General features: G+C 59.1%; 23 protein-coding genes. 11 read left to right on the forward strand and 12 right to left on the reverse strand.

Annotated elements, in window-relative coordinates; genetic code table 11:
- The first annotated feature begins 7 nt into the window (after positions 1-7).
- Together ACZRMH_RS01985 and ACZRMH_RS01990 are read left to right on the forward strand one after the other, a co-directional pair.
- A complete protein-coding gene (locus ACZRMH_RS01985; RefSeq protein WP_464011913.1) occupies positions 8-556 on the forward strand; it encodes a gamma carbonic anhydrase family protein in 549 nt (182 codons plus the stop codon).
- Between the two features lie 22 nt (positions 557-578).
- Positions 579-1226, forward strand: a complete 648-nt coding sequence (locus tag ACZRMH_RS01990; RefSeq protein ID WP_464011914.1) for an HAD family hydrolase — start codon at positions 579-581, stop codon at positions 1224-1226.
- 145 nt (positions 1227-1371) lie between these two features.
- Here the strand turns inward: ACZRMH_RS01990 and ACZRMH_RS01995 are convergent, their stop codons facing one another.
- Entirely contained in the window at positions 1372-1851 is a 480-nt protein-coding gene (locus ACZRMH_RS01995) for an Mpo1 family 2-hydroxy fatty acid dioxygenase (RefSeq protein WP_464011915.1), read from the reverse strand.
- 121 nt (positions 1852-1972) lie between these two features.
- Here ACZRMH_RS01995 and ACZRMH_RS02000 point away from each other — a divergent pair, with 121 nt between their 5' ends.
- From ACZRMH_RS02000 to ACZRMH_RS02010, 3 genes are all read left to right on the forward strand, one after another.
- The gene (locus ACZRMH_RS02000; protein WP_464011916.1) at positions 1973-2554 is read left to right on the forward strand and encodes an alpha/beta hydrolase; all 582 of its coding nucleotides are present in this window, start codon (positions 1973-1975) and stop codon (positions 2552-2554) included.
- A gap of 49 nt (positions 2555-2603) precedes the next feature.
- Positions 2604-3500 (forward strand): sigma 54-interacting transcriptional regulator, encoded by an 897-nt coding sequence (locus tag ACZRMH_RS02005; protein ID WP_464011917.1) that lies wholly within the window; start codon positions 2604-2606, stop codon positions 3498-3500.
- A gap of 146 nt (positions 3501-3646) precedes the next feature.
- Positions 3647-4429, forward strand: coding sequence for a MetQ/NlpA family ABC transporter substrate-binding protein (locus ACZRMH_RS02010; protein WP_464011918.1), 783 nt, complete (start codon positions 3647-3649; stop codon positions 4427-4429).
- Positions 4430-4480: 51 nt separating this feature from the next.
- Here ACZRMH_RS02010 and ACZRMH_RS02015 read toward each other — a convergent pair whose 3' ends face one another.
- On the reverse strand, positions 4481-5644 hold the full coding sequence (locus tag ACZRMH_RS02015; protein ID WP_464011919.1) for an AAA family ATPase: 1164 nt from the start codon (positions 5642-5644) through the stop codon (positions 4481-4483).
- Positions 5645-5858: 214 nt separating this feature from the next.
- Between ACZRMH_RS02015 and ACZRMH_RS02020 the strand changes: the two genes are divergently transcribed.
- The 4 genes from ACZRMH_RS02020 to ACZRMH_RS02035 all read left to right on the forward strand — a co-directional run bounded on the left by ACZRMH_RS02020 (position 5859) and on the right by ACZRMH_RS02035 (position 12081).
- The gene (locus tag ACZRMH_RS02020) at positions 5859-6950 is read left to right on the forward strand and encodes an efflux RND transporter periplasmic adaptor subunit (protein WP_464011920.1); all 1092 of its coding nucleotides are present in this window, start codon (positions 5859-5861) and stop codon (positions 6948-6950) included.
- Positions 6947-8014: an efflux RND transporter periplasmic adaptor subunit gene (locus ACZRMH_RS02025; RefSeq protein ID WP_464011921.1), complete on the forward strand. Its 1068-nt coding sequence runs from the start codon at positions 6947-6949 to the stop codon at positions 8012-8014. Before ACZRMH_RS02020 ends, ACZRMH_RS02025 begins: the two co-directional genes overlap by 4 nt.
- The gene (locus ACZRMH_RS02030) at positions 8011-11073 is read left to right on the forward strand and encodes an efflux RND transporter permease subunit (protein ID WP_464011922.1); all 3063 of its coding nucleotides are present in this window, start codon (positions 8011-8013) and stop codon (positions 11071-11073) included. Before ACZRMH_RS02025 ends, ACZRMH_RS02030 begins: the two co-directional genes overlap by 4 nt.
- A gap of 267 nt (positions 11074-11340) precedes the next feature.
- Positions 11341-12081, forward strand: a complete 741-nt coding sequence (locus tag ACZRMH_RS02035) for an SDR family oxidoreductase (protein ID WP_464011923.1) — start codon at positions 11341-11343, stop codon at positions 12079-12081.
- A gap of 172 nt (positions 12082-12253) precedes the next feature.
- On the opposite strand, the gene ACZRMH_RS02040 is transcribed toward ACZRMH_RS02035, so the two are convergent.
- From ACZRMH_RS02040 to ACZRMH_RS02070, 7 genes are all read right to left on the reverse strand, one after another.
- Positions 12254-12880, reverse strand: coding sequence for an ABC-type transport auxiliary lipoprotein family protein (locus ACZRMH_RS02040; protein ID WP_464011924.1), 627 nt, complete (start codon positions 12878-12880; stop codon positions 12254-12256).
- Positions 12877-13815 carry an MlaD family protein gene (locus ACZRMH_RS02045; RefSeq protein WP_464011925.1) on the reverse strand — a complete coding sequence of 313 codons (939 nt, stop codon included), beginning with the start codon at positions 13813-13815 and terminating at the stop codon, positions 12877-12879. The genes ACZRMH_RS02040 and ACZRMH_RS02045 overlap by 4 nt, the downstream gene beginning before the upstream one ends.
- 1 nt (position 13816) lies before the next feature.
- Positions 13817-14608 (reverse strand): ABC transporter ATP-binding protein, encoded by a 792-nt coding sequence (locus ACZRMH_RS02050; protein ID WP_464011956.1) that lies wholly within the window; start codon positions 14606-14608, stop codon positions 13817-13819.
- A gap of 8 nt (positions 14609-14616) precedes the next feature.
- Positions 14617-15747 carry an MlaE family lipid ABC transporter permease subunit gene (locus tag ACZRMH_RS02055; RefSeq protein WP_464011926.1) on the reverse strand — a complete coding sequence of 377 codons (1131 nt, stop codon included), beginning with the start codon at positions 15745-15747 and terminating at the stop codon, positions 14617-14619.
- Between the two features lie 79 nt (positions 15748-15826).
- Positions 15827-16867 (reverse strand): DUF5924 family protein, encoded by a 1041-nt coding sequence (locus tag ACZRMH_RS02060; protein WP_464011927.1) that lies wholly within the window; start codon positions 16865-16867, stop codon positions 15827-15829.
- A gap of 144 nt (positions 16868-17011) precedes the next feature.
- Positions 17012-17677, reverse strand: coding sequence for a fumarylacetoacetate hydrolase family protein (locus tag ACZRMH_RS02065; protein ID WP_464011928.1), 666 nt, complete (start codon positions 17675-17677; stop codon positions 17012-17014).
- A gap of 32 nt (positions 17678-17709) precedes the next feature.
- The gene (locus ACZRMH_RS02070) at positions 17710-19104 is read right to left on the reverse strand and encodes an FAD-binding oxidoreductase (protein ID WP_464011929.1); all 1395 of its coding nucleotides are present in this window, start codon (positions 19102-19104) and stop codon (positions 17710-17712) included.
- 206 nt (positions 19105-19310) lie between these two features.
- On the opposite strand from ACZRMH_RS02070, the gene serA reads away from it, so the two are divergent.
- Positions 19311-20540 (forward strand): phosphoglycerate dehydrogenase, encoded by a 1230-nt coding sequence (gene serA, locus ACZRMH_RS02075; RefSeq protein ID WP_271350796.1) that lies wholly within the window; start codon positions 19311-19313, stop codon positions 20538-20540.
- Positions 20541-20598: 58 nt separating this feature from the next.
- On the opposite strand, the gene ACZRMH_RS02080 is transcribed toward serA, so the two are convergent.
- The gene (locus tag ACZRMH_RS02080; RefSeq protein ID WP_037032682.1) at positions 20599-21036 is read right to left on the reverse strand and encodes a DUF4399 domain-containing protein; all 438 of its coding nucleotides are present in this window, start codon (positions 21034-21036) and stop codon (positions 20599-20601) included.
- Between the two features lie 140 nt (positions 21037-21176).
- Here ACZRMH_RS02080 and ACZRMH_RS02085 point away from each other — a divergent pair, with 140 nt between their 5' ends.
- Complete coding sequence (locus ACZRMH_RS02085; RefSeq protein WP_464011930.1) at positions 21177-21818, forward strand: transporter substrate-binding domain-containing protein; 642 nt, start codon at positions 21177-21179, stop codon at positions 21816-21818.
- A gap of 118 nt (positions 21819-21936) precedes the next feature.
- Here the strand turns inward: ACZRMH_RS02085 and ACZRMH_RS02090 are convergent, their stop codons facing one another.
- Entirely contained in the window at positions 21937-23193 is a 1257-nt protein-coding gene (locus ACZRMH_RS02090; RefSeq protein ID WP_464011931.1) for a c-type cytochrome, read from the reverse strand.
- A 12-nt stretch (positions 23194-23205) separates the two neighbouring features.
- Entirely contained in the window at positions 23206-24990 is a 1785-nt protein-coding gene (locus ACZRMH_RS02095; RefSeq protein ID WP_464011932.1) for a GMC family oxidoreductase, read from the reverse strand.
- Between the last annotated feature and the right edge of the window lie 2 nt (positions 24991-24992).

A 24992-nucleotide genomic window follows, 5' to 3' on the forward strand; every position in this document is an offset into this window, starting at 1 on the left:
GCTATTTGTGTCCATTCGTCCATTCCAGCAGCACACACCGACCCTGGGCGCGCGCGCCTTTGTCGATCGCTCGGCAGTTGTGATCGGCGACGTGGAGATCGGTGCCGACAGTTCGATCTGGCCACTGACCGTGATTCGCGGCGACATGCACCGCATCCGTATTGGTGCGCGCACCAGTGTGCAGGACGGCTGCGTGCTGCATATCACCCACGCCGGGCCGTTCAACCCCGAGGGTTTCCCGCTGCTTATCGGCGACGATGTGACCATCGCCCACAAAGTCATGCTGCATGGCTGCACTGTGGGCAGCCGCATTCTGATCGGCATGGGCAGCATCGTGATGGACGGTGCGGTGATTGAAGATGACGTGATCGTCGGCGCAGGCAGCCTGGTGCCGCCAGGAAAGCGTCTGGCCAGCGGCTTTCTGTATGTCGGCAGCCCGGCCAAACAGGTGCGCGAATTGACCGAAAAAGAAAAAGCCTTCTTCACCTACAGCGCCGGCAACTACGTAAAACTCAAAGACCAGCATCTGGCCGAAGGCTACGACCAGCCCGTTTAAGCCCCCCATTTTGGAGCCTTGCATGCATTATCAAAACGTATTGTTCGATCTCGACGGTACCCTGACCGACCCACGGGAAGGCATTACCCGTTCGATCCAGTTCGGCCTGGGCAAACTGGGTATTGATGAGCCTGACCTGACCAAACTCGAGCACTTTATCGGCCCGCCATTGCTGCAGCAGTTTATGGCCACCTATGGCTTTGACGAGGCAAAAGCCTGGGAAGCGATGGGTTTCTACCGCGAGCGTTTTGCCGTGACTGGTCTGTATGAGAACGAAGTGTTCGAAGGCGTGGCGCCGCTGCTCGAAGAGCTGGTGGCACAGGGTCGCCAATTGTTTATTGCCACTTCAAAGCCGCATATCTATGCCCGTGAGATTGCCCGCCACTTTGATTTCGCCAAACATTTCAAAGTGATCTACGGCAGCGAACTGGACGGCACCCGCACCAACAAGGTCGAGCTGATCGCCCATCTGGTGAGCGAACAGGGGCTGGACCCGGCGCAAACCCTGATGATCGGTGACCGCAAACACGACCTGATCGGTGCCCGCGACAACGGCATGGACGCAGCGGCCGTGGGTTATGGTTTTGGCAGCTTTGAAGAACTGAACTCGTTTGCGCCCAAGTACCATTTTGAGACTTTGGCTGAGCTGCATCAGGCGTTCAAAAATTGATCTGACACATATGTCCCCTGTGGGAGCGGGCTTGCTCGCGATAGCATCACTGCGGTTTGCCTGACAGACCGCATCGCCTATATCGCGAGCTAGCCCGCTCCCACACGTTCATGGCCAGCCTAAAGACAGTTATTCCCACAGTAATCTAAGCCAGCCGCGCTTCAATCTCCCGGCGCAAATCCTCGCGCCAGCCCAGCAAAAAACCCAGCTCCACCAGCACAAACAGCGGCCCGATAATCAAACCAGTCACATCATCGATAAACGCCGGTTTGCGCCCCTCGTAGTAGTGCCCGACAAACTGGAAAACCCAGCCCACCACAAACAAACCCACGCCCCAACCCAGCCATGCCCCGGTACTCAGCATCGCCAGCGAATGCCCCAGCCACACAGCTAACCCCAGCAGCAGCGTCATCAATACCCCCAGCCGCAGTTCAAGACGCACATAAAAAACCGCACTCGCCAGCATCACCAGCACCGCCGGTGAAATCCCCGCCCACTGAGGTCGCGACAGCAGCACCGCGACGGCAATCACGATCAGCGGGATGCCAATAAAGTGGGTAACGATATTGCGCCGGTCACGGTGATAAGCGGCGTATTGGCTCAGGTGGTCGATCAGGCTTTTCATGGTGCAGAACCCTCAAGGATTACTTTTTAGTTATAAACAAATAGCTTCTTATTCCTTAGCGAATCTAAAAACCGTCCCTATACTGACTCGGTAACACACATACCGCTGGAGGCGCACACCCATGGGCAACGATTCGATTCGCTATTTGATAGTGCCGGGCTGGCAAGGTTCGTCCGACGATCATTGGCAAACCCACTGGCAAAACAGCTTACCGAACAGTACTCGGGTGGAGCAGTCTGACTGGCTGACGCCGCGCCGCGAGGACTGGATCGCCGCCCTGGCCGAAGCCATTGCCGCCGACAGCACACCGGTGATTCTGATCGCCCACAGCCTGGGTTGCATTACCGTAGCCCATTGGGCCGAGCGTGCGCCAGAAAGCCTGTTGCGCCAAGTGCGCGGCGCGCTGCTAGTGGCCCCGGCAGATGTCGAACGCCCGGCCTGTGCGCCTGCCTTGCGCAACTTTGCCCCCATCCCGAACCGGCCATTACCGTTCCCGACCCAGATTGTCAGCTCGGACAACGATGGCGCGGTCAGTGCGCCACGGGCCATGGAGTTCGCCCGCCAATGGGGTGCCGAGGTCGGCATTATCAGTGGCGCCGGGCATATCAACGTCAAGTCCGGCCACCAGCGCTGGGAACAAGGCTTCGCCTTTTTGTACCGCCTGCAAACCCGCATCGAACATGGCGCCCTGCGCCGCGCCTGAATTTTTGTAACGCCCGCGCCCACCCTCCGGCGGCGGGCGGGAGCCTGCCATGAGCCTGCATGAAACCTTCGGTCAGCCATTGCTGACCTTTCCCGACGCGGAAAAAAGCCCACTGAGCATTCGCGCCAAGGCGCTGGTGTTTGTCGACCCGCGCTCGCGCCAACTACGCAACGATCTGGAATTGTTGGCGCCCCGTGCCTTGCCCGTGCTGATCCGTGGTGAAACCGGCAGCGGCAAGGAGCTGCTGGCCCGGCATATTCACCGCGCCAGCGACCGCAGCGGACTGTTTGTATCGGTCAACTGCGGCGCCATCAGCCCCACTTACGCCGACGCCGAACTGTTCGGCTACGCTGCCGGCGCCCACAGCAGCTCGGCCAGCAGTCGCGCCGGGTGGTTTGGCTCAGCCAATGGCGGCACCCTGTACCTGGACGAAATCGGTGACTTGCCGCTGGCGATTCAGATCAAGCTGCTGGCCGCGCTGGAAACCCACGAAGTCACCCGCGTCGGCGCTCATCAACCGAGCCCGGTGGATGTGCGCCTGGTGGCTGCCACCAGCATCGATCTGGCGCAGGCGGTGAAGGCCGGTAAATTCCATGAGCGGCTGTATCACTACCTCAGCGAAGGACGGCTGGAATTACCTGCATTGCGCGAACGGCCTGGGGACATCCTGTCGCTGGCCGAATATTTTCTGGGCATTTACAGCCAGCGCCTGAACCTGCCAGTGCCGTTTATCAGCGACAGCGCGCAACGGGTGCTTGAGCGCTACAGCTGGCCGGGCAACACCCGGGAGCTGGAAAACGTAATTCATTTTGCGCTGCTGGTGAGCACCGGTGAAGAGATCCAGCCCGAGCATTTAAACCTGCCCGATGCCCTGGGCCAGATCGAGCGGTTTATACAGGGGGCGACAGCGCAGGAGTTGGTGGCGATTAAACAGCTTCTTGATTGACCCTGGGCCACGCAAAAACTCAAGTGAACAAAATGGCATAAGAAGCTGAATAAATATTATTGTTCGGGAATAAAGAATCTCGGTATTGTCCGCTTCGTCTTCCAGGAAAACCGTCATTCGAACGGTCACACACATAAGGGTATCGCATGAAAAAGGTTCTGTTGTTTACCGCATTGGCGGCTGCTTTGACTGCAGGCCTGGCACAGGCTGGCGAAAAATTGGTGGTTGCTGCAACACCGGTGCCTCACGCCGAAATCCTTGAACTGATCAAACCGACCCTCGCCAAAGAAGGCGTGGATCTGGAAATCAAAGTCTTCACCGACTATGTGCAGCCCAACGTGCAAGTGGCCGAGAAACACCTGGACGCCAACTACTTCCAGACCCTGCCGTACCTGGAAAGCTTCAACAAAGGTAAAGGTACCAACCTGACCACCGTGATCGGTGTTCACGTTGAACCCTTTGGTGGTTACTCGAAAAAAGTAAAAAACCTGTCCGAGCTTAAAGACGGCGCAACCATCGCCATCCCTAACGAAGGCAGCAACAGTGGCCGTGCTCTGATCCTGCTGCAAAAGGCCGGCCTGATCGAACTTAAAGACCCGACCAACGCTGTTTCCACCCCGAAAGACATCGCCAAGAACCCGCACAACTTCAAGTTCAAGGAACTTGAGTCGGCACTGCTGCCCCGCGTGCTGGACCAGGTTGACCTGGACATGATCAACACCAACTACGCGCTGGAAGCCGGCCTGAACCCGGCCACCGACGCGCTGATCATCGAAGGTGCCGATTCGCCGTACGTAAACTTCCTGGTTGCTCGCCCTGACAACAAGGACAGTGCGGCCATCCAGAAACTGGCCAAGGCCCTGACCAGCCCTGAAGTAAAAGCCTTTATTGCTGAAAAATACAAAGGCGCAGTACTGCCAGCGTTCTAAACCACGCCCGCATCACTGCAAACGCCGACGGTTTTTAAAGCGTCGGCGTTTTTATTTGTCGGGCCAATACCAGGCGGGCTGATCCAGCACCCGTTGGCCCACCACTTCAGTCTGGCCAAGGTTTTTTTCCAGCACGATGCAGTTGCACTCCGGGTCTTGCTGCAAGGCCGCTATCAGGCGACGGGCATGGGATACAACCCACAGCTGTGAGTGCTGTGAGGCACTGATAATCAGCCGCGCCAGGGCAGGCAACAAGTCAGGGTGCAGGCTGGTTTCGGGTTCGTTGAGCACCATCATGCTCGGTGGGCGCGGGGTGAGCAGGGCAGCCACCAGCAACAGATAACGCAAGGTGCCGTCCGACAACTCGGCCGCCGACAGTGGCCTCAGCAATCCCTCCTGATAAAACTCGATATGAAAATGCCCGCCGGGCACGCACTCGATTCTCAACCGCGCGCCGGGGAATGCATCGCCTATCGCGGCATGCAAGGCTTCGGGGTTACCGACCTCGATGATGGTTTGCAGTGCCGCCGCCAGGTCACGGCCATCGTGATGCAGCACCGGCGTGCGGGTGCCCAACTGCGGTTGGCGCACCGGGGCCTCGGGGTCAGTGCGAAAGTGATCGTAAAAGCGCCAGCCACGGATGGACTCGCGCAACTGCAAGACTTCGGGCGATGCCTGCAAGCTGCCAACCTGATCGAACAGGCTGTCGAACAGCGGCGTGTGCTGTGCCAGCACCTGCCAGTTACGGCCCTCACGAGCACGGACCATAGGGCCTTTGCGCTCCACCAGCTCGCTGGCCGTCCGGTAAAAAGGCCCTGCCCAGATACTTTCGTGCTTGATCTGCGGGTCGAGGTTGAACCGCGTGCGCCCGGGTATCGGCAAGCCGAGGGCGATGGCGTAACTGAAATCCTCCCCGGCAAAGCCCAGACGCAGACGCTTGGCACCTTGAAGGACACTGGCATTGACATCGACTTCGCCCAGTTTCATGCGTCGGGAGATCACCTCAGGCCCGGCCCAAAATGTTGAACTCAGGCCGCCTTCACGGGCCAGAGCATTGACCACGCCCCCTTGGGCGGTTTCGGCGAGCAGGCGCAGGGCACGATAAAGGTTGGATTTGCCACTGCCATTGGGGCCGGTGATCAGGTTCAGTCGGGCCAACGGCACCACCAACTGGTTGATGGAGCGGTAGTTGGCCACCGCCAGGGTGGTGAGCATGGATGACCTCGTTGTGGGATCGGTATTTGTAGTCGCTGCCGCAGGCTGCGAAGGGTTTTGCAAGGTATTCAAGAAAACGGGTTGCTGCGCAACCTTCGCAGCCTTCGGCAGCGACTACCAGACAGATTGCATATAGAGTCCCACAGACTGGAAACCCTGTTCTACGCTATCACCCGTATTCGACTGTTAAACAGCATCGCGCAAAGGAGCTTGCATGGCTGGTCCACTGAACACGGGCATTTTGGGCTTGAGCCTGTTGGCACTTCTTACCGCATGCGGCAAAGAGGGTCCCAAGGAGCCGTTGGCCCCCCGGGTCTATATACAGCAGGTGAGCACGCGTGAATTCGCCCCGCCTATCCAGCTCAGCGGCGATATTCAGGCCCGGGTCGAAACTCAGCTGTCATTTCGGGTGGGCGGCAAGATTATCGAGCGCAAGGTCGATGTGGGTGACCATATTCAGGCCAATCAAGTGCTGGCCCGCCTTGACCCCAAAGACCTGAAAATCCAGGTCGAAACCGCCCAGGCCAGTGTCAACGCGCAGCAAGCGCAAGTGGTGCAAACCCGTGCTGCATTTATTCGCCAGCAAAAATTGCTGCCTAAAGGCTATACCAGCCAAAGCGAATACGACGCTGCCAACGCTGCCCAGTTGAGCGCCAAAAGTGCTCTGGTGGCCGCCCAGGCGCAGTTGGCCAACGCCCGCGAACAACTGAGCTACAGCAACCTTGAAGCTGAAGCGCCCGGAGTCATCACTGCGCGCCAGGCCGAAGTGGGGCAAGTGGTGCAGGCCACCATGCCGATTTTCACCCTGGCCCGCGACGGTGCCCGCGACGCGGTGTTTAACGTGTATGAATCGCTGTTTATCGAACCGCCCAAAGACCCTACCGTGCAGGTCACGCTGCTGAGCGATCCGACAATCAAGGTCAATGGCCAGATCCGCGAAATCACCCCCACCGTGGCGGCGCAAAGCGGCACGCTGCAAATCAAGGTGCAGCTGGATGCACTGCCCAAGGGCATGGACCTGGGCTCGATTGTCAGCGTCAACCTGACCCCGCCCCCCAGCCGCAGTATTGAACTGCCTTGGTCGGCCCTGACCAAGGACATCAGCGAACCCGCCGTGTGGATCGCCGACGAACAAAGCAACGTACGCCTGCAACGGGTCAAGGTGGGACGCTACCTGACTGGCAGCGTGATCGTCAGCGAGGGACTCAAGGATGGAGAAAAGGTAGTGGTCGCAGGCGGACAGTTGCTACACCCCGGCATGAAGGTTGAAATCGCCACTGCTCCGGCCGAGGGAGTCCAGCTATGAAGCGTTTATGGATGATGCCCCTGGCCGCCGCCATGCTGGTGGCCTGCTCTGAACCGCCGCCGCCCGAGCCTGTGCGGCCGGCGCTGTATGTGGTGGCCAAACCTGAACTGGCGCAAGACCTGGGGCGCTTTGCCGGTAATATCGAAGCGCGTTACGAGAGCACGTTGGGCTTTCGGGTACCGGGGCGCATCGTGCGCCGTTATTACGATGTCGGGGCAGTGGTGAAGCAGGGCGACATTCTCGCCAACCTCGACCCTACCGATCAGCAAAACCAGCTGCGTTCGGCCCAGGGCGATCTGGCCAAGGTGCAGGCGCAGTTGATCAACGCGCAGGCCAATGCCCGCCGCCAGCAAGAACTGTTCGACCGGGGTGTGGGCGCACAGGCGCAACTGGACACTGCCCAGGCCGACCTCAAGACCACCCAGGCCTCCATGCAGCAGGCCCGGGCCGCGGTCAGCCAGGCCCAGGACCAGCTCAACTACTGCAACCTGCGCGCCGACCATGACGCGGTGATCACCCAATGGCATGCCGAGGCCGGGCAAGTGGTCAGCGTCGGACAGGAAGTGGTCACTCTGGCTCGCCCTGAAATCAAGGAAGCCGTGATCGACCTGCCGGGCCCGCTGGCCGAAGCGCTGCCCAAAGACATCAAGTTCATTGTCGCCGGACAGCTCGATCCGAATATCCGCACCCTTGCCCATGTCCGCGAAATTGCCCCGCAGGCCGACAGTGCCACCCGCACTCGCCGTACCCGCCTGACGCTGGACCAGACGCCCGCGGCCTTTCGTCTCGGCAGCTCGGTCAGCGTGACTGTCAGCAGCCCTACGGCCGAGCACTTCCAGCTACCGCTGACCGCCGTGCAGGAAACCGACGGGCAGAACCGCGTATGGATCATCGACAAGACCAGCAGTACCGTCAGCCCGAGGGACATCACGGTTCTGCGGCGTGATGCACGCAACGTAGTGGTATCTGGCGGCATTAAAACCGGCGACCTGGTGGTCAGCGCAGGCGTGCACAGCCTTACCTCCGGACAGAAAGTCAGACTCGATAAGGAAAGCTCGCAATGAATGGGAAGTTCAACCTGTCCGAGTGGGCCCTCAAGCATCAGTCATTTGTCTGGTACCTGATGTTTGTCGCGGTGGTTGCCGGGATTTTTTCCTATATCAATCTGGGCCGTGCAGAAGACCCGTCTTTCGCCATCAAAACCATGGTAATCCAGAGCAAATGGCCTGGTGCCACGGTCGATGAAACACGACTGCAAATCACTGACCGTATCGAGAAAAAGCTCGAGGAGCTGGATGCCCTCGACTACGTGCAAAGCTATACCCGCCCCGGCGAATCCACGGTATTCGTGTTTCTCAAGGACACCACCAAGGCCGATGCCATCCCCCAGATCTGGTACGAGGTGCGCAAGAAAATCGGCGATATTCGCGGCGATTTCCCCCAGGGCATTCAAGGCCCAGGGTTCGACGATGAGTTCGGTGATGTATACGGCACCATTTTCGCCTTTACCGGCGACGGTTTCACCATGCGCCAGCTGCGCGACTATGTGGAACAGGTGCGCACAGGTATTCGCGATGTACCCAATCGCGGCAAGATAATGACCATCGGCGAGCAGGAGGAAACCTTCTACCTGGACTTCTCGACCCGCAAACTGGCAGCGCTGGGCCTTGATCAGCAGCAGATCCTTGAAAGCCTGCAAGAGCAGAATGCCGTAACCCCGGCCGGGGTGATCGAAGCCGGGCCAGAACGCATGTCGGTACGCACCTCGGGGCAGTTCCACAGTGTGGAAGACCTGCAGGCGGTGAACCTGCGGGTCAACGACCGCTTTTACCGACTGGCCGACATCGCTGACATCAGTCGTGGCTACGTTGATCCGGCAGCGCCCATGTTCCATTACAACGGCAAGCCTGCCATCGGCCTGGCCATTGCCATGATCGACGGCGGCAATATCCAGGAGTTCGGTAAAGAGCTGCAGCAACGTATCGACGACCTCACCGCGCAGTTGCCGGTGGGTGTGGGCGTGCACATGGTCTCCGACCAGGCGCAAGTGGTTGAAGAGGCCGTCAGCGGCTTTACCAGCGCGCTGTTTGAGGCGGTGGTAATCGTACTGGCGGTGAGTTTTATCAGCCTGGGCCTGCGCGCCGGTCTGGTGGTGGCGATCTCGATCCCGCTGGTGCTGGCGCTGGTGTTCGTGTTTATGGAATTCACCGGCATTGCCATGCAGCGGGTATCCCTAGGCGCGCTGATCATCGCCCTGGGCCTGTTGGTGGATGATGCGATGATCACCGTGGAGATGATGATCACGCGGCTGGAACTTGGGGAAACCAAGGAGCAGGCGGCCACCTTCGCCTACCACTCCACGGCCTTCCCGATGCTCACCGGCACCCTGGTGACGGTGGCCGGTTTTGTTCCCATCGGGCTGAACAACAGCTCCGCAGGGGAGTACACCTTCACCCTGTTTGCGGTGATTGCCGTGGCGATGCTGGTGTCGTGGGTGGTGGCGGTGTTGTTCGCGCCGGTGCTGGGCGTGCATATCCTCAGCACCAAGATCAAACCCAAGTCCGAAAAACCCGGTCGCCTGGCCCAAGGCTTCGACACGGCCCTGATGTGGTGCATGCGCCATCGCTGGACAACCATTGGTGCCACGGTGCTGATGTTTGTGCTGTCAGTGTTTGGCATGGGCCTGGTGCAGAACCAGTTTTTCCCGGCCTCGGATCGCCCCGAAATCCTGGTGGACCTGAACCTGCCGCAAAACGCGTCGATTCAGGAAACCCTCAAGGTCGCCCAACGCTTTGAAGCATCGCTCAAGGACGATGCGGATATCGTGCGCTGGAGTACCTATGTAGGCGAGGGGGCGATACGTTTCTACCTGCCGCTGGATCAGCAACTGCAAAACCCCTTCTACGCCCAGCTGGTGATCGTCAGCAAAGGCCTGGAGAGCCGCGATGCCTTGATCGAACGCCTCAACAAGCGCCTGCGCGAAGAGTTTGTGGGGGTCGGCAGTTTTGTCCATACCCTGGAGCTTGGGCCGCCGGTGGGGCAGCCGTTGCAGTATCGGGTCAGCGGCAAAAATATCGACCTGGTGCGCAAGTACTCGATCGACCTGGCCTCGGTGCTCGACGCTAACCCCAATGTCGGCGAAACCATCTTCAACTGGAACGAGCCCGGCAAGGTTCTGCGCATCGACATTGCGCAGGACAAGGCCCGCCAGTTCGGCCTGTCATCCGAAGACGTGGCCCATGTGATGAACAGCATCGTCAGCGGCGCGGCGGTCAGCCAGGTCAAAGACAATATCTACTTGATCAATATCGTCGGGCGGGCCAACAGCAGTGAGCGCGGCACTCCGGAAACCCTGCTCAACCTGCAAATCACCACCCCCAGTGGCACCTCGATCCCGCTGCTGGCCTTTGCCACAGTGCGCTACGAGCTGGAGCAACCGCTGATCTGGAGCCGTGACCGGATCCCCACGCTGACCCTCAAGGCCTCGGTGCGTGGCTCGATGCAGCCGACCGATCTGGTCAAGGTACTCAAGCCTGAAGTCGACAAGTTCGCTGCAAGCCTGCCTGAAGGCTACAACGTGCAGACCGGCGGTACAGTGGAGCAAAGCGCCAAGGCTCAGGGCCCGATCGCCAAGGTGGTGCCGTTGATGCTGTTCTTGATGGCAACGTTCCTGATGATCCAGCTGCAAAGCGTGCACAAGATGTTCCTGGTGGTGAGCGTTGCGCCGCTGGGGCTGATCGGCGTGGTGCTGGCACTGGTGCCGACCGGCACGCCGATGGGCTTTGTGGCGATACTGGGGATTCTGGCGCTGATCGGCATCATCGTGCGCAACTCGGTGATTCTGGTGACCCAGATCGACCAGTACGAGCGCGACGGTTTCGACCCGTGGCACGCGGTGATGCAGGCCACCCAGCACCGGCGTCGACCGATCTTGCTGACGGCTGCGGCCGCCAGCCTGGGCATGATCCCGATTGCCCGGGACGTATTCTGGGGGCCGATGGCCTACGCCATGATTGGCGGCATCCTGTCGGCTACCTTGCTCACGCTACTGTTCCTGCCAGCGTTGTATGTGGCTTCGTACAAGATCAAGGAGAACAAAGAGTCGCCGCCGGCTCATGTTTGATCGCTCCCACATAATGATCCCGGCAAGGTCCGAATTTTGTGAGCAGTGCAAAACCTGTGGGACCTGGCTTGCCTGCGATGGCATCAGCGCGGTGTTGCTGAAGCACAGCGGCGCCTGCATCGCGAGCAAGCCCGCTCCCACATGAGGTCACTGTTACAACAAAGATTATTGTGAAAATCCGAATTCCGGTATCAAACCAGCGGTCTTTATCTGCTTAAACGTACATGTGAACCTAGCCCCACGCCTAATCCAATACGGAGTGTTGTCATGAGTTCTTCACAACCCAAAGTCGCCATCGTCACCGGCGCCTCACGCGGCATCGGTGCCGTTATTGCCAAACAGCTGGCCGCAGAGGGGTTTGCCGTGGTCATCAACTACGCCAGCAGCGCTGGCGAAGCCACGCAGCTGGTAGCACAACTGCGCGAGGACGGTCATGAAGCGATTGCCGTGCAGGCCGATGTAGCCAATGCCGCCGATGTGAAACGGCTGTTCGACGAGGCCGAGCGGCAATTGGGCAAGGTCGATGTGTTGATCAACAATGCAGGGGTACTCAAGGTGCTGCCACTGGCCCAGCACAGCGACGAGCTGTACGAGCAGACCTTCAATATCAACACCAAGGGCACGTTCAATACCCTGCGCGAAGCGGCCACCCGGTTGAACGGCGGCGGGCGTATCGTCAATTTTTCGAGCAGTACGGTGGGCATGAACCTGCCGGGTTACGCGGTGTATATCGCCAGTAAAGCGGCAGTTGAATCGTTGACCCAGGTGTTTGCCAAAGAACTGCGGGGGCGGCAGATCACGGTCAATGCGGTAGCCCCTGGGCCGGTGGCGACGGAGCTGTTTTTGCACGGCAAGACCGAGGAGCAGATCCAGACCTTCTCCAAGATGCCGCCACTGGAGCGCCTGGGTCAGCCCGAAGACATCGCCAATATCATCTCGTTTCTGGTGAGCCCGGCGGCGGGTTGGGTCAACGGGCAGGTTTTGCGGGCGAATGGGGGGTTGGTGTAGGCAAAGCAAAAGCAGAAGCGCCCTCACCCCAACCCTCTCCCGGAGGGAGAGGGAGCCGATTGGGGGATATTTAAGAATCTCTGCAGTCTGAAAGACCGGAGCTGAATCCGGTACCAACTCGGTCAGTTCCCTCTCTCTCCGGGAGAGGGTTAGGGTGAGGGGCTCTTGGCTTTTAACGCTGCGCCTGCCCCTGCTGCATCACCCACTGCACCACTTGCGGCATCAGGACGTCACTGGCCTGGCCGAAGCCCTCAACCACACCCGGCACCATGGGATTGCTCAACGGCTGGCGCGCTTCAAAACGTCTGGAAGCCATCACCCGCTGGTCGCTGCTACGCACCAGGCGAGCGTTGTACTGGATCAGCACTTCAGGGTTTTTACCGTTGTAGTGCGTCTGGAACGCCAACAATTCCCCACCCAGCTCGTAGTCGGACTGCAAGTTGCTGTCATCGGTACTCAAGCCCTGAATCCGCCCATCCTGCAAGAACGCCTCAAGCAGACGGTTGCGCAGCAGCACCGGGGCTGTATCGCTCCAGCGGGCACCCTTGTAGTTGCTGATCAGGTTGCCCTCAGGCACCACCACGATGTTCTGGGTGTTCAGCGCGCCAGTGGTCATTGGCTTTTCCAGACGCAACGACCACTTCACTGGCGCACTCTGGCTGGCGGTCACGGGTGCTTGCGCAGCCGGCAACCGGTACACGTCGACGATCTCGGGCTTGGGCAGGATCGAGCAGGCGCTAAGCAGGCTCAAGCTGGCCGCAATGACGAGGGAACCGGCCAGGCGATAGGTGCGCTTCATGGGGTGAATTCCTTGTTCTGCTCGCGGCCCAGCAAGTAACCGCTTGGGTTGGATTCCAGGCGCCGCGAGATCGAGCGCAATGTGCCGAGGGTTTCGCGCAGCTCGTTGACCGCAGGGCCGAGTTGATTCAGCCCCTGCAGGCCGCTGTTAAGCGATTCCTCATTGTTGTTGATCAGCTTGTTGATGGTGGCCGTGCTCTGCTGCAACGAGTTCATGGCCTGCTCGGCACTGTTGAACATCTGCTTGCCCTCGGTGCTCAGCAGGCCGTTGGCGTTGCGCATCAGCACGTTGGTTTGCTCAAGCGTAACGCTGGCCTGTTTGCCGACCAGAGCCAGCTGTTTCAGGGTCTGGCTGATATCACCACGCTGACCGGCAATGGCCGTGGTGGTTTGCTCAAGGTTATCCAGGGTCTTGCTGACACGGTTAACGTTATCTTCCGAGAACAACGCGTTGGCGTTGTGCAGCAGCATATTGACGTTGGAAATCACGTCGCTGCCATCCGTCAGCAGGCGCGCAATCGGCGAAGGTGCCGCCACGATCTCCGGCAACTTGCCGTCCTTGCCCTTGAGTGGCGGGCTGTTCGGGTCGCCGCCACTGAGCTGGATGATCGACGTACCGGTTACCCCGGTCAGCGCCAGCTTGGCCTTGGTGTCTACTTTGACCGGCGTGTTGGCAGCCAGGCGAATGCGCGCCAGCACACGACGCGGGTCCTTGTCGTCCAGGCGCAACTCGATCACGTCACCGACCTTGATGCCGTTGTATTGCACCGAGCTGCCTTTGGACAGGCCACTGACGGCTTCGTTGAACACCACTTCGTAATCCTTGAACGTGCTGTCCATGCTCGCCTTGGCCAGCCACAGGCCAAACAGCATGCCCCCGACGACAACCAGGACGCTGAACAGGCCGATCAATACATGATGGGCACGGGTTTCCATGTCATTGCTCCTTAAGCTGGGTTGCCGCTTCGTATGCGGCGCGGCCACGGGGGCCATGGAAATACTCATGAATCCACGGGTCGTCGTAGTCTTCGACCTCAGTGATGGGCGCCGCTACCAGCACCCGCTTTTGCGACAGCACCGCCACCCGGTCAGTGATGGTGTACAACGTGTCGAGGTCGTGGGTAACGAGAAACACGCTTAAACCCAGCGCATCGCGCAGGGTCAAAATCAGTTGGTCGAAGGCCGCCGCGCCAATCGGATCGAGCCCGGCGGTGGGTTCGTCGAGAAACAGGATGTCCGGGTCCAGCGCCAGTGCCCGGGCCAGCGCAGCGCGCTTGACCATCCCGCCTGACAGCGAGGAGGGGTACTTGTCGGCCGCCGACAGTGGCAGACCGGCCAGCGCCAGCTTGACCAGCGCCAGGTGCTCGGCATCGGGGCGGCTCAGCCCGGCGTGCTCGATCAGGGGCAGGGCGATGTTTTCCGTTACCGTCAGCGAAGAAAACAGCGCGCCCTTCTGAAACAGCACACCAAAGCGTCGCTCAACCATTGAACGCTGGTGTTCATCCAGGCTCATCAAGTCCTGGCCAAACACCCGTACTTGCCCTTCAGTGGGTCGACGCAGACCGACAATACTGCGCAGCAACACGGATTTACCGGTGCCGGAGCCGCCGACCACACCGAGGATCTCACCCTTGTACACATCGAGGTCGAGGTGTTCATGCACGGCCTGGCTACCAAAGCGGTTGCACAGATCCCGCACCTCGATCACCGCCTCGCCGGGCTTGCGCATAGGACCACTCACCAGCCCATCTCCATAAAGAACAACGCGGCCACGGCGTCGAGGACGATCACGATAAAGATCGATTGCACCACGCTGGACGTAGTGTGGGCGCCGACCGATTCGGCGCTGCCGCTGACTTTAAAGCCCTCAAGGCAGCCCACCGCGGCGATCAGAAAGGCGAAAAATGGCGCTTTGACCATGCCCACCAAAAAGTGCTGTACGCCAATGTCGGAGTGCAGCAGGGAAATAAACATGTCCGGCGAAATGCCCAGCGACACTACGCACACCACAGCGCCGCCGAGGATGCCCGCCATCATGGCCATGAATGTCAGCAGCGGCAGGGATATCAACAAGGCCAGGACCCGTGGCAGCACCAGCAGGTCCATGGGGTCGAGGCCCAGGGTGCGGATCGCATCGATCTCTTCGTTGGCTTTCATGGAGCCGATTTGCGCCGTAAAGGCACTGGCAGTGCGACCCGCCAGGAGGATCGCGGTCAGCAACACACCGAATTCACGCAGGAAGGAAAACGCCACCAGGTCGACGGTAAAGATTCCCGCACCAAAGTTGGCCAACACCGTGGCCCCGAGAAACGCCACGACGGCGCCCACCATAAAGGTCAGCAACACCACGATCGGCGCGGCGTTGAGGCCGATCTGCTCGATATGCGCCACCACCGGGGTGATGCGCCATTGCTTGGGGCGCAACAGGTTGCGCGCCAGGGTCTGCAGAATCAGCCCGATAAAGCCCAGCAGTTGCAGGGTGTCTTGCCACAGTTTGTAGACCGCACTGCCGATGCGGCTGAGCAGCAGGATGCCGATGTTCTGTTCTTCGGCTTTGACCGGCACACAGAAATCGCGCATCGAGGAGTAGACCGTTTGTAGCAAGGCACGGTCGGCGGCGGGGAGTTTTTGCGCGGTGTCGGTCAGCTGGCTGACGCGCTCGGCACCCAGCAGTTCCACCAGCAGTGAAGCCCCGGCCGTATCGATGCTGGACACATCGTCCAGGTTGATGGCGGTCTGGGCGTCATATTTGCCGACCAGTTGCTCGATCTGCTGTTTGAGAAGGGTGTAATGGGCAAGCGTCCAGTCGCCGCTGATCAACAGCCGCGCCGGATTACTGGAAGTGTCTAGTTGGGCATTGCCCGCCATGGCCGTAATAGTCTTAAGCTCCCAGCTCAGTACGTTTAAACGCAGACCTTATGTAATAGCACAATCCTGCAAAAGTGTTTCAGTTTGCCTTAACAACAGCAGGCGCAGATTGATCCAGGTTAACCCGAAAGCGCAAAACCCCGATCAACTGGCCATCTTCGGTCAATACCCGGACTTGCCAGCGGCCCACCGGATCGGGCGGAAAGTTCTGCTTGTGGGTCCAGGCACGATAACCCTCTTTGCGCCCGCCATGAATATCTAGGGCAATGCGGTCGACTTCCTGGCCGTTGAGTTGCCACACATGGTAAATCCGCTCGTTCAAGCCTCGCGGGGCGTTGATCGAGGTATAGGCGTACAGCCCACGGCTACGCAGTTCGCTAACGCTGATGTGCTTGATGCTCTCACCCGGCGTCCGGTCCTGCAGCTGGGTGGTGACAGCCACTTCTGTCATCCACAGCGTAGCCGGTGGCACCCAGGAGCGTAGCAGCCAGCCGGTGCCGCCCAGGGTCAGGACAATCAGAGGCAACACCAGCCAGCCGCGCCAGGTTTTCAGCGGCAGGCTCACGGCCAGGCTGGGGATGGAAAGCAGCATGGCGGTGCCCAGCGCCAGCTTGTAGCTCTCGGAGGTGGTCAGGTTGAGGATGATCGGCAGTGCCGTCAGCATCGCCGCAAACAGAGCGAGGGTGTGCAATGCCAGAAACAGCCAGCGCCGGGGTGCCAACCATTTGTAGTACAGCGGGTCGATGATGGCGATCAGCGCACACATCCCCAGAAGCCCGGTAAACACAAGCTGACCGCTGTTCCAGGTAGTGGTGATAAAGAAAAACGGCAGAACGAAAAAGAAACTCTCCTGATGGATCATCTGGGTTGCATAACGCAGCAGCGGTTCAGGAATTTCGCGCTTGAACACCCGGCTGAACAGCTGGGTGAAGGTGTTTTCCAGCATCAGCCAGATCCAGCTCACCAGCAGGATCACGGCAATCCAGCGGGCCATGCCTTGCTGACGGTCCACCAGGATAAAACTGCCCACACCCGAGCAAAAACCAAACGCCGCGATCAGCCCTGGATAGCGCTTCATCAATTCAAGGACGCGCTGTACGTAGTGGTTCCAGTCTGGCATTTGGCGGTTCACATTCTGTAAAGGGAAAAACCTCGACAGAATAGCGTTTTAGACAGGATACGTCTGGGGCGTTTGCGCAAGCAGTAGTCGAGATACAAGCAGCTGCCGAAGGAACGAGGCAGCTGCTTGCTTACGGTTTTTGATTTAACGCACGCTGCTCTCGAAGCGGCTCACACCGGTCAACTCCAGTACCAGCTCATCCCCCACATTCAGCGGGCCTACGCCCACCGGGGTGCCGGTCATGATCACGTCACCGGCTTGCAGCGAGAAACACGAAGCCATGTGCTGGATCATCGGCACAATCGGGTTGAGCATCAGGGCGCTGTTGCCGTCCTGACGCACTTCGTCATTGATGGTCAGGCGAATGCCGATATCGGCCAGGTCAGCAAAGGTGCTGCTCTGTACAAACGGGGCCAGTACACAGCCACCATCGAACGACTTGGCGATTTCCCACGGCAAACCCTTGCTCTTGAGCTCGGTCTGCTTGTCGCGCAGGGTCAGGTCCAGCCCGGGAGCAAAACCGGAAATCGCGTCCAGCACTTCCTCACGACTCGGGTTGTTCGACAGGGGCTTGCCGATCAGCACCGAGATTTCGGCTTCGTAATGCACCGAGCCACGCTCGGTCGGAATGGCAAAACCGCCTTCCAGTGGCACTACACAACTACCGGGCTTGATGAAAAGCAGTGGTTCAGTCGGGATCGGGTTATCGAGTTCTTTGGCGTGCTCGGCATAGTTACGGCCGATGCACACCACTTTACCAATGGGAAAGTGAATCCGGGTACCGTCGACATACTGGTGCTGATAGCTCATGGACCGACTCCGCTGTTGGATGCTGATGACGTTTAAACCGCAAAAATCTTGCCGGGGTTCATGATGCCTTTCGGATCAAACACGGCCTTGAGCGCTTTCATGTACTCGATCTCGACCGGCGAGCGGCTGTAGGTCAGGTAATCGCGCTTGGTCATGCCCACGCCGTGCTCGGCAGAGATCGAACCGTTGTACTTCTCAACGGTTTCAAATACCCACTTGTTCACGGTCGCGCATTTGGCGAAGAACTCGTCTTTGCTCAGGTTTTCCGGCTTGAGGATGTTCAGGTGCAGATTGCCGTCGCCAATATGGCCGAACCAGACAATTTCGAAATCCGGGTAGTGTTCGCCGACGATCGCGTCAATTTCCTTCAAGAATGCCGGAACTTTCGACACAGTGACGGAAATGTCGTTTTTGTACGGAGTCCAGTGGGAAATAGTCTCGGAGATGTACTCACGCAGTTTCCACAGGTTCTGCAACTGGGTTTCGCTCTGGCTCATCACACCGTCGAGTACCCAGCCTTCTTCCATACAATGTTCGAAGGTTTCCAGTGCCGCGTTGGCCACTTCTTCAGTGGTCGCTTCAAACTCCAGCAGCGCGTAGAACGGGCAATCGGTCTCGAACGGCGAAGGCACATCGCCACGGTCCATGACCTTGGCCAGCGCCTTGTCGGAGAAGAACTCGAACGCGGTCAGGTCCAGCTTGTTCTGGAAGGCGTGCAGCACCGGCATGATCGAATCGAAATCGGCCGTGCCCAGCACCATCGCCGTCAGGTTTTTCGGCGAACGGTCCAGGCGCATGGTGGCTTCCACCACAAAACCCAGGGTGCCTTCGGCGCCGATAAACAACTGACGCATGTCGTAGCCAGTGGCGTTCTTGATCAGGTCCTTGTTCAGTTCCAGCACATCGCCCTTGCCGGTCACCACCTTCATGCCCGCCACCCAGTTACGGGTCATGCCGTAGCGAATCACCTTGATCCCGCCGGCATTGGTACCGATATTGCCGCCAATCTGGCTGGAACCAGCGGAAGCGAAGTCCACCGGGTAGTACAGGCCGTTTTCTTCGGCCAGGTTCTGCAGGTGCTCGGTGACCACACCCGGCTGGCAGACCACGGTGCGGTCGGTCAGGTTGATGTCCAGCACTTGATTCATGTAGTCGAACGACACAACCACTTCGCCATTGGCGGCCACGGCAGCGGCGGACAAACCGGTACGGCCGCCCGACGGCACCAGCGCGACGTTATGGGCGTTGGCCCACAGCACGATGGCCTGCACCTGTTCGGTGGTCTTGGGGAACACAATGGCCAGCGGGGCCGGGGCAAAATGCTTGGTCCAGTCCTTGCCGTAAGCATTGAGGGAGTCGGCGTCGGTCAGGACCTTGCCAGGCTCTACCAGGGTCTTTAGCTCATCAATCAAGGCAGGATGGGTCATCAACAGAACTCTCGAACAATTCATGGTCATCCTGAGAACGCTTCACGTCGCAGGAATGGGTGTTTAGCGGGGCGCTTATGCTAGCATACGACCCCCCCGCAGAATCGAGCCACAGGACGATTCTCGGTGCCGGTCTTCACGCCGGCCAGGTCAGCTCTCGCTGTCCATTCCCTGCCATTTTTTCTCTGGGACACAGGTTTACGCAGATGAGCAAGACTTCTCTCGATAAGAGCAAGATCAAGTTCCTTCTTTTGGAAGGCGTCCACCAATCCGCTGTTGAAGTGCTCAAATCTGCCGGTTACACCAGCATCGAGTACATCACCAGTTCCTTGCCTGAAGCCCAGCTGAAGGAAAAGATCGCTGATGCCCACTTTATCGGCATCCGTTCTCGTACCCAGCTGACCGAAGAAGTGTTCGACTGCGCCAAGAAATTGGTCGCTGTTGGTTGTTTCTGCATCGGCACCAACCAGGTCGACCTCAACGCTGCTCGCGAACGCGGTATCGCTGTTTTCAACGCTCCTTACTCCAACACCCGTTCGGTGGCCGAGTTGGTGCTGGCTGAAGCGATCCTGTTGTTGCGTGGCATCCCTGAGAAAAACGCTTCCTGCCACCGTGGTGGCTGGATCAAAAGCGCGGCCAACTCCTTCGAAATCCGCGGCAAAAAGCTGGGTATCGTCGGCTACGGTTCGATCGGCACCCAGTTGTCGGTACTGGCTGAAGGCCTGGGCATGCAGGTGTTCTTCTACGACACCGTGACCAAGCTGCCATTGGGCAACGCGACCCAGGTGGGCAACCTGCACGAACTGTTGGGCATGTCCGACATCGTGACCTTGCACGTACCTGAAACCGCTGCCACCCAGTGGATGATCGGCGAGAAAGAAATCCGCGCCATCAAGAAAGGCGGGATTCTGATCAACGCCGCTCGTGGCACCGTGGTAGAGCTGGACGCCCTCGCTGACGCGATCAAGGACAAGCACCTGATCGGCGCCGCCATCGACGTGTTCCCGGTTGAGCCGCGCTCCAACGACGACGTGTTCGAAAGCCCGCTGCGTGGCCTGGACAACGTGATCCTGACCCCGCATATCGGTGGTTCCACCGCTGAAGCGCAAGCCAACATCGGCCTGGAAGTGGCAGAGAAGCTGGTCAAGTACAGCGACAACGGTACTTCGGTATCGTCCGTGAACTTCCCGGAAGTGGCCCTGCCGGCTCACCCTGGCAAGCACCGCCTGTTGCACATCCACGAGAACATTCCGGGTGTGATGAGCGAGATCAACAAGATCTTCGCCGAAAACGGGATCAACATCTCCGGCCAGTTCCTGCAAACCAACGAAAAAGTGGGTTATGTAGTGATCGACGTCGACGCCGAGTCTTCGGACCTGGCGCAAGAGAAGCTGCAGACCATCAACGGCACCATCCGTTGCCGCGTACTGTTCTAAACGCGCTTCAATAAAAAGGGAGACCCTCGGGTCTCCCTTTTTTATGCGTCGAAAAAGCTTATTTCACATCAACCGTGATTTTCTTCGACACAATGCTTGGCTTGAACGGCACATGAACCTGGTTGCCCAGTACCAGCTGCAAGGTGTGCTTGCCTGGTGGCAGGGTCACCTGGGTTTCGGTCTGGGCCTTGCCGAAGTGGATATGGTTGGCGTCGGCAGGGATCGGTGCGTTCTCGGCTGGCAGTTGGTCAACGTCGATCAGCAGGTGGTGGTGGCCGGCGTGCGGGGTCGCTTCGGTGATAGGTGCCAGAGGCATGCCTTCAATACCGAATTTGACGGTGAATGTTTGATCAACCGTTGCACCGTCTTTAGGCTCGACGATAAATACTTTGGCGCCTTTTGGTGCCGGTTCCGATTCCAGGCCAGCCGCAGTGGCCATGACCGAAGCGCCCATCAACACAGAAGCCAACGCAACACGAGACAGTAAAGCTTTCATTTATTTCTCCGGTTTTTTTGCAAAATTCTTCAGTGTGAGACAACTTTGATCCAATCTGCTGTCCAACGCCGCAACTGACCAACATAAAGCAAAGCGCACGCTAGTTGCGAATCGCTTGCAACAAATTCCAAGGAGTGTCCATGCGTTTCCTGCCAGGCCTGATGCTGTTACTGCCTTTGGCGAGCCCTTTTGCTCAAGCCGAACTGATCGACGATGTAAACGACCGTGGCGAATTGCGCATTGCCCTGGAGGCCGACATACCACCGTTCAGCTTCAAGCAGGACGGGCGCCTGACCGGTTTTGACGTAGAGCTGGGCGAACTGCTGGCCAAGGAACTGGAGGTACACCCTTCCATTCTGGTGACCGACAGCGATGACCTGCTGCCAGGCGTTGAGAGCGGAAAATATGATGTTGCCATCAACCACATCGCTTTGACCCCCGAACTGCAGGAACGTTTCGACTTCAGCGAACCTTACAGCCACACCTCGGCACAGACCATCGCCCGGCAAGAAAAACCGCGCCCGGCCAACACCCTTGCGACCCTTCAGGGTCAGTACTTAGGCGTAGCTCAGGGCAGCCAGTTTGTCGAACGCCAGCCGCTGGTGACCGTGGCGCAAAAGCCGCCGGTTTCGGATGAAGAGGTGGCGCTGGCGATTCCCTTCCAGAAGGGCAACCCGGCGTTCCAGGCCAGCCTGGACAAGGCGCTGCAGCGGATCAAGGCCGATGGGCGACTGGAGGCGTTGTCACAGAAGTGGTTTGGCGGGGATACAAAAACGCCCTGAACCTAACCCTCTCCCTGAGGGAGAGGGGACTGGTTTTATGGTGCTCTGAAGGCCGCGTGCGATCGGCTCCCTCTCCTTGGGGAGAGGGCTGGGGTGAGGGGCAGGGCCAGCGCGACACTTACTCCGTGCGCAAACCCTTCACATCACCGGCCTTCACTTCACTCGCCTGGTTGCCCCAACTGGTGCGGATGAAATTGACCACATCAGCCACTTCCTGATCTGACAAGCGCCAGTCAAAAGCCGGCATGGTGAAGGTCGATGGCGCCGTATGCGTCGCAGGCAACGTCCCGCCCTTGAGCACGATATGAATCAGCGACGTCGGGTCGGCCGACTGCAGCACCGGGTTACCCGCCAAGGCCGGGAACACCCGGGTATAGCCGTGACCGTCAGTACGATGGCAGGCCGCGCAGTTGTCGATATACACCGCCGCCCCGCGCTTGCTGTCATCACCGTTCCACAGGGCATCAGCCACTGCCGGGTCGTACTGATGCGGGGCATCTGCAGCATCGACTGCAGGCAAAGACTTCAAGTAGCGTGCGATAGCAGTCAGATCAGACTCGGACATGTACTGCATGCTGTGTACGACCACATCGCTCATGCCGCCAAACACCGCACTGCGATCACTGCGCCCGGTCTTGAGGAACTGCACCAGTTGCTCTTCGCTCCAACTGCCCAGGCCGTCCTTGTGGTCGCCACGCAGGTTCTTCGCAATCCAGCCTTCCAGCGGTGCGCTGCCTGACAGAAACGCCGGGCTGTCGCTGGCACTCAGGGCCTTCTCTTGCATGGTCAGGGCCCGTGGCGTGTGGCACGCGCCGCAGTGGCCAAGACCTTCGACCAAATACGCTCCACGGCTGACCACCGCATCCTGACCGGCTTGCGGCTTGAAGTCTGCAACCGCCGGGGCAAACAGCCAGCGCCAGATTGCCAACGGCCAGCGCATGCTCAGCGGCCACGGAATATCAGCCTCCTGATTCGCCTGCTCGACGGGCTCCACACCTTTCATAAAGTAGGCATACAACGCCTGCATATCGTCCTGGTTAACCCGTGCATAGGACGGGTAGGGCATGGCCGGATACAGGGTGCTGCCGTTTTGCGTAACGCCGTGGCGCACAGCCTTGTCGAAGTCTTCAAAGCTGTAGCTACCAATGCCGCCTTTACCTGGGGTGATATTGGTCGAGTAAATAGTACCGATCGGAGTTTCCATTGCCAGGCCACCAGCGAACGGCTTGCCGTCCTTGGCGGTGTGGCACGCCACGCAGTCACCGGCGCGAGCCAGGTATTCACCTTGCTTGACCTGTGCCTGCGGGTCGCTGTCTGCGGCCACCGCAGCGAAGCTGGTAAACAGGGTCAAAGTAGCGATAACAAATGCTTTCATGGTCATCACTCCTTATGCCTGAACCAGTGGGCCGGGGTTTTTCAGGTACTGCTCGCGGATCGCCCGGGCCGACCAGTAGGTCAACGCAGCCACCAGACCTGTGGGGTTGTATCCCAAACCTTGTGGGAAGGCCGATGCGCCCGGTACAAACACGTTGTGCACGTCCCAGCTCTGCAGGTAGCGGTTGAGGGCACTGGTTTTCGGGTTGGTGCCCATGATCGCGCCACCGTTGAGGTGAGTGGTCTGGTAGGAGGCCGTGTTGAAGTGATCGCCCACTTGCTTGCCGATGCGGGCAATGGCTTTGGGGTTCATCGCGTCAGCGATCTTGCCCATTTTCTCCATCATGAAACGGTTCATTTTGATGTCGTTTTCTTGCCAGTCGAACGTCATGCGCAGCAATGGCTGGCCGTAGGCATCGCGATACACCGGGTCCAGATCGAGGTAGTTGCAACGGTAGGACTGATGCGCACCGTGGGAGTCCATCGACACCTGGTGGGTGTAGTAATCGGCGGTGGCACGCTTCCAGGCACTGCCCCAGGCCGGAGTGCCCGGCGGATTCGAGGTACCGGCAATCGGTCGGCTGCCTGCCTGGTTGACCCACATCGGCGAACCGCCGACAAAGCCGTGCGGCCCGTGGTCGAAGTTGTCCGCGTTGAAATCGTCAATCGCCACGCCATTGCCGCCCGCGCCGATAAAATTGTTGGTGTGCACGTCTTTATCGAAGTAAGCCTTGATGGTGCCCATGTTCTGATAGGCGAAGTTACGGCCCACCACGCCTTCGTTGGTAACCGGGTCGTAGGGCTTGCCAATCCCCGACAACAGCATCAAGCGCACGTTATGCAGTTGGAACGCGCCCAGGATCACCAGATCGGCCGGTTGCTCGATTTCGCGGCCCAGTGCATCGATGTAGGTCACGCCGGTGGCCTTGCTTTTGCTGCTGTCCAGGTTGACCCGGATTACATGGGCGTCAGGGCGCAGCTCAAAGTTGGGCAGCGGCTTGAGCGCTGGCAGGATGTTGACGTTTGGCGATGCCTTGGAATACATGTAGCAGACATAACCGCTGCAGAAACCGCAGAAGTTGCACGGCCCCATCTGCGCGCCGTAGGGGTTGGTGTAAGGCCCCGAGGTATTGGCCGATGGCAGGTTGTAGGGCTTATAGCCCACATCATTGGCCGCTTTCTGAAACAGCTGTGCGGAGTAGGTGTTCTTCTGGGACACCAGCGGGAAGTTATCGGAGCGATCCGGTGCATAGGGGTTGCCGCCCTTGCCTTCGCCTACCAGCTTGCCATTTACGGTCCAGGCTTGCCCCGACGTGCCGAAGACTTTTTCGGCGTAATCGAAGAATGGCTCCAGCTCTTCGTAGCTGACGCCGAAGTCCTGAATGGTCATGCCCTCGGGGATAAAGTTTTTGCCGTAGCGCTCTTCGTAATGGCTGCGCATGCGCAGTTCCATCGGGTCGACCCGAAAATGCACGCCCGACCAGTGCAAGCCCGCGCCACCGACTCCGTTGCCCGGCAAGAACACGCCCAACTGACGGTTCGGCAGAGCCACATCCTTGATGCTATGGCGAATGGTGACGGTTTCTTTGGAGACGTCCTGAAACAGCTTTTTGCGCACGCTGTAGGTCAGTTCGTCGATCACCTGGGGATAGTTACCGTCCGGGTAGGTGTCCTGCATGGGGCCACGTTCAAGGGCCACCACATTCAGGCCCGCTTCTGTCAGCTCTTTGGCCATGATCGCGCCGGTCCAGCCGAAACCGACGATTACTGCATCAACTTTTTTCATAACGGTCGACATGC

It is taken from the genome of Pseudomonas sp. B414 (assembly GCF_055408445.1).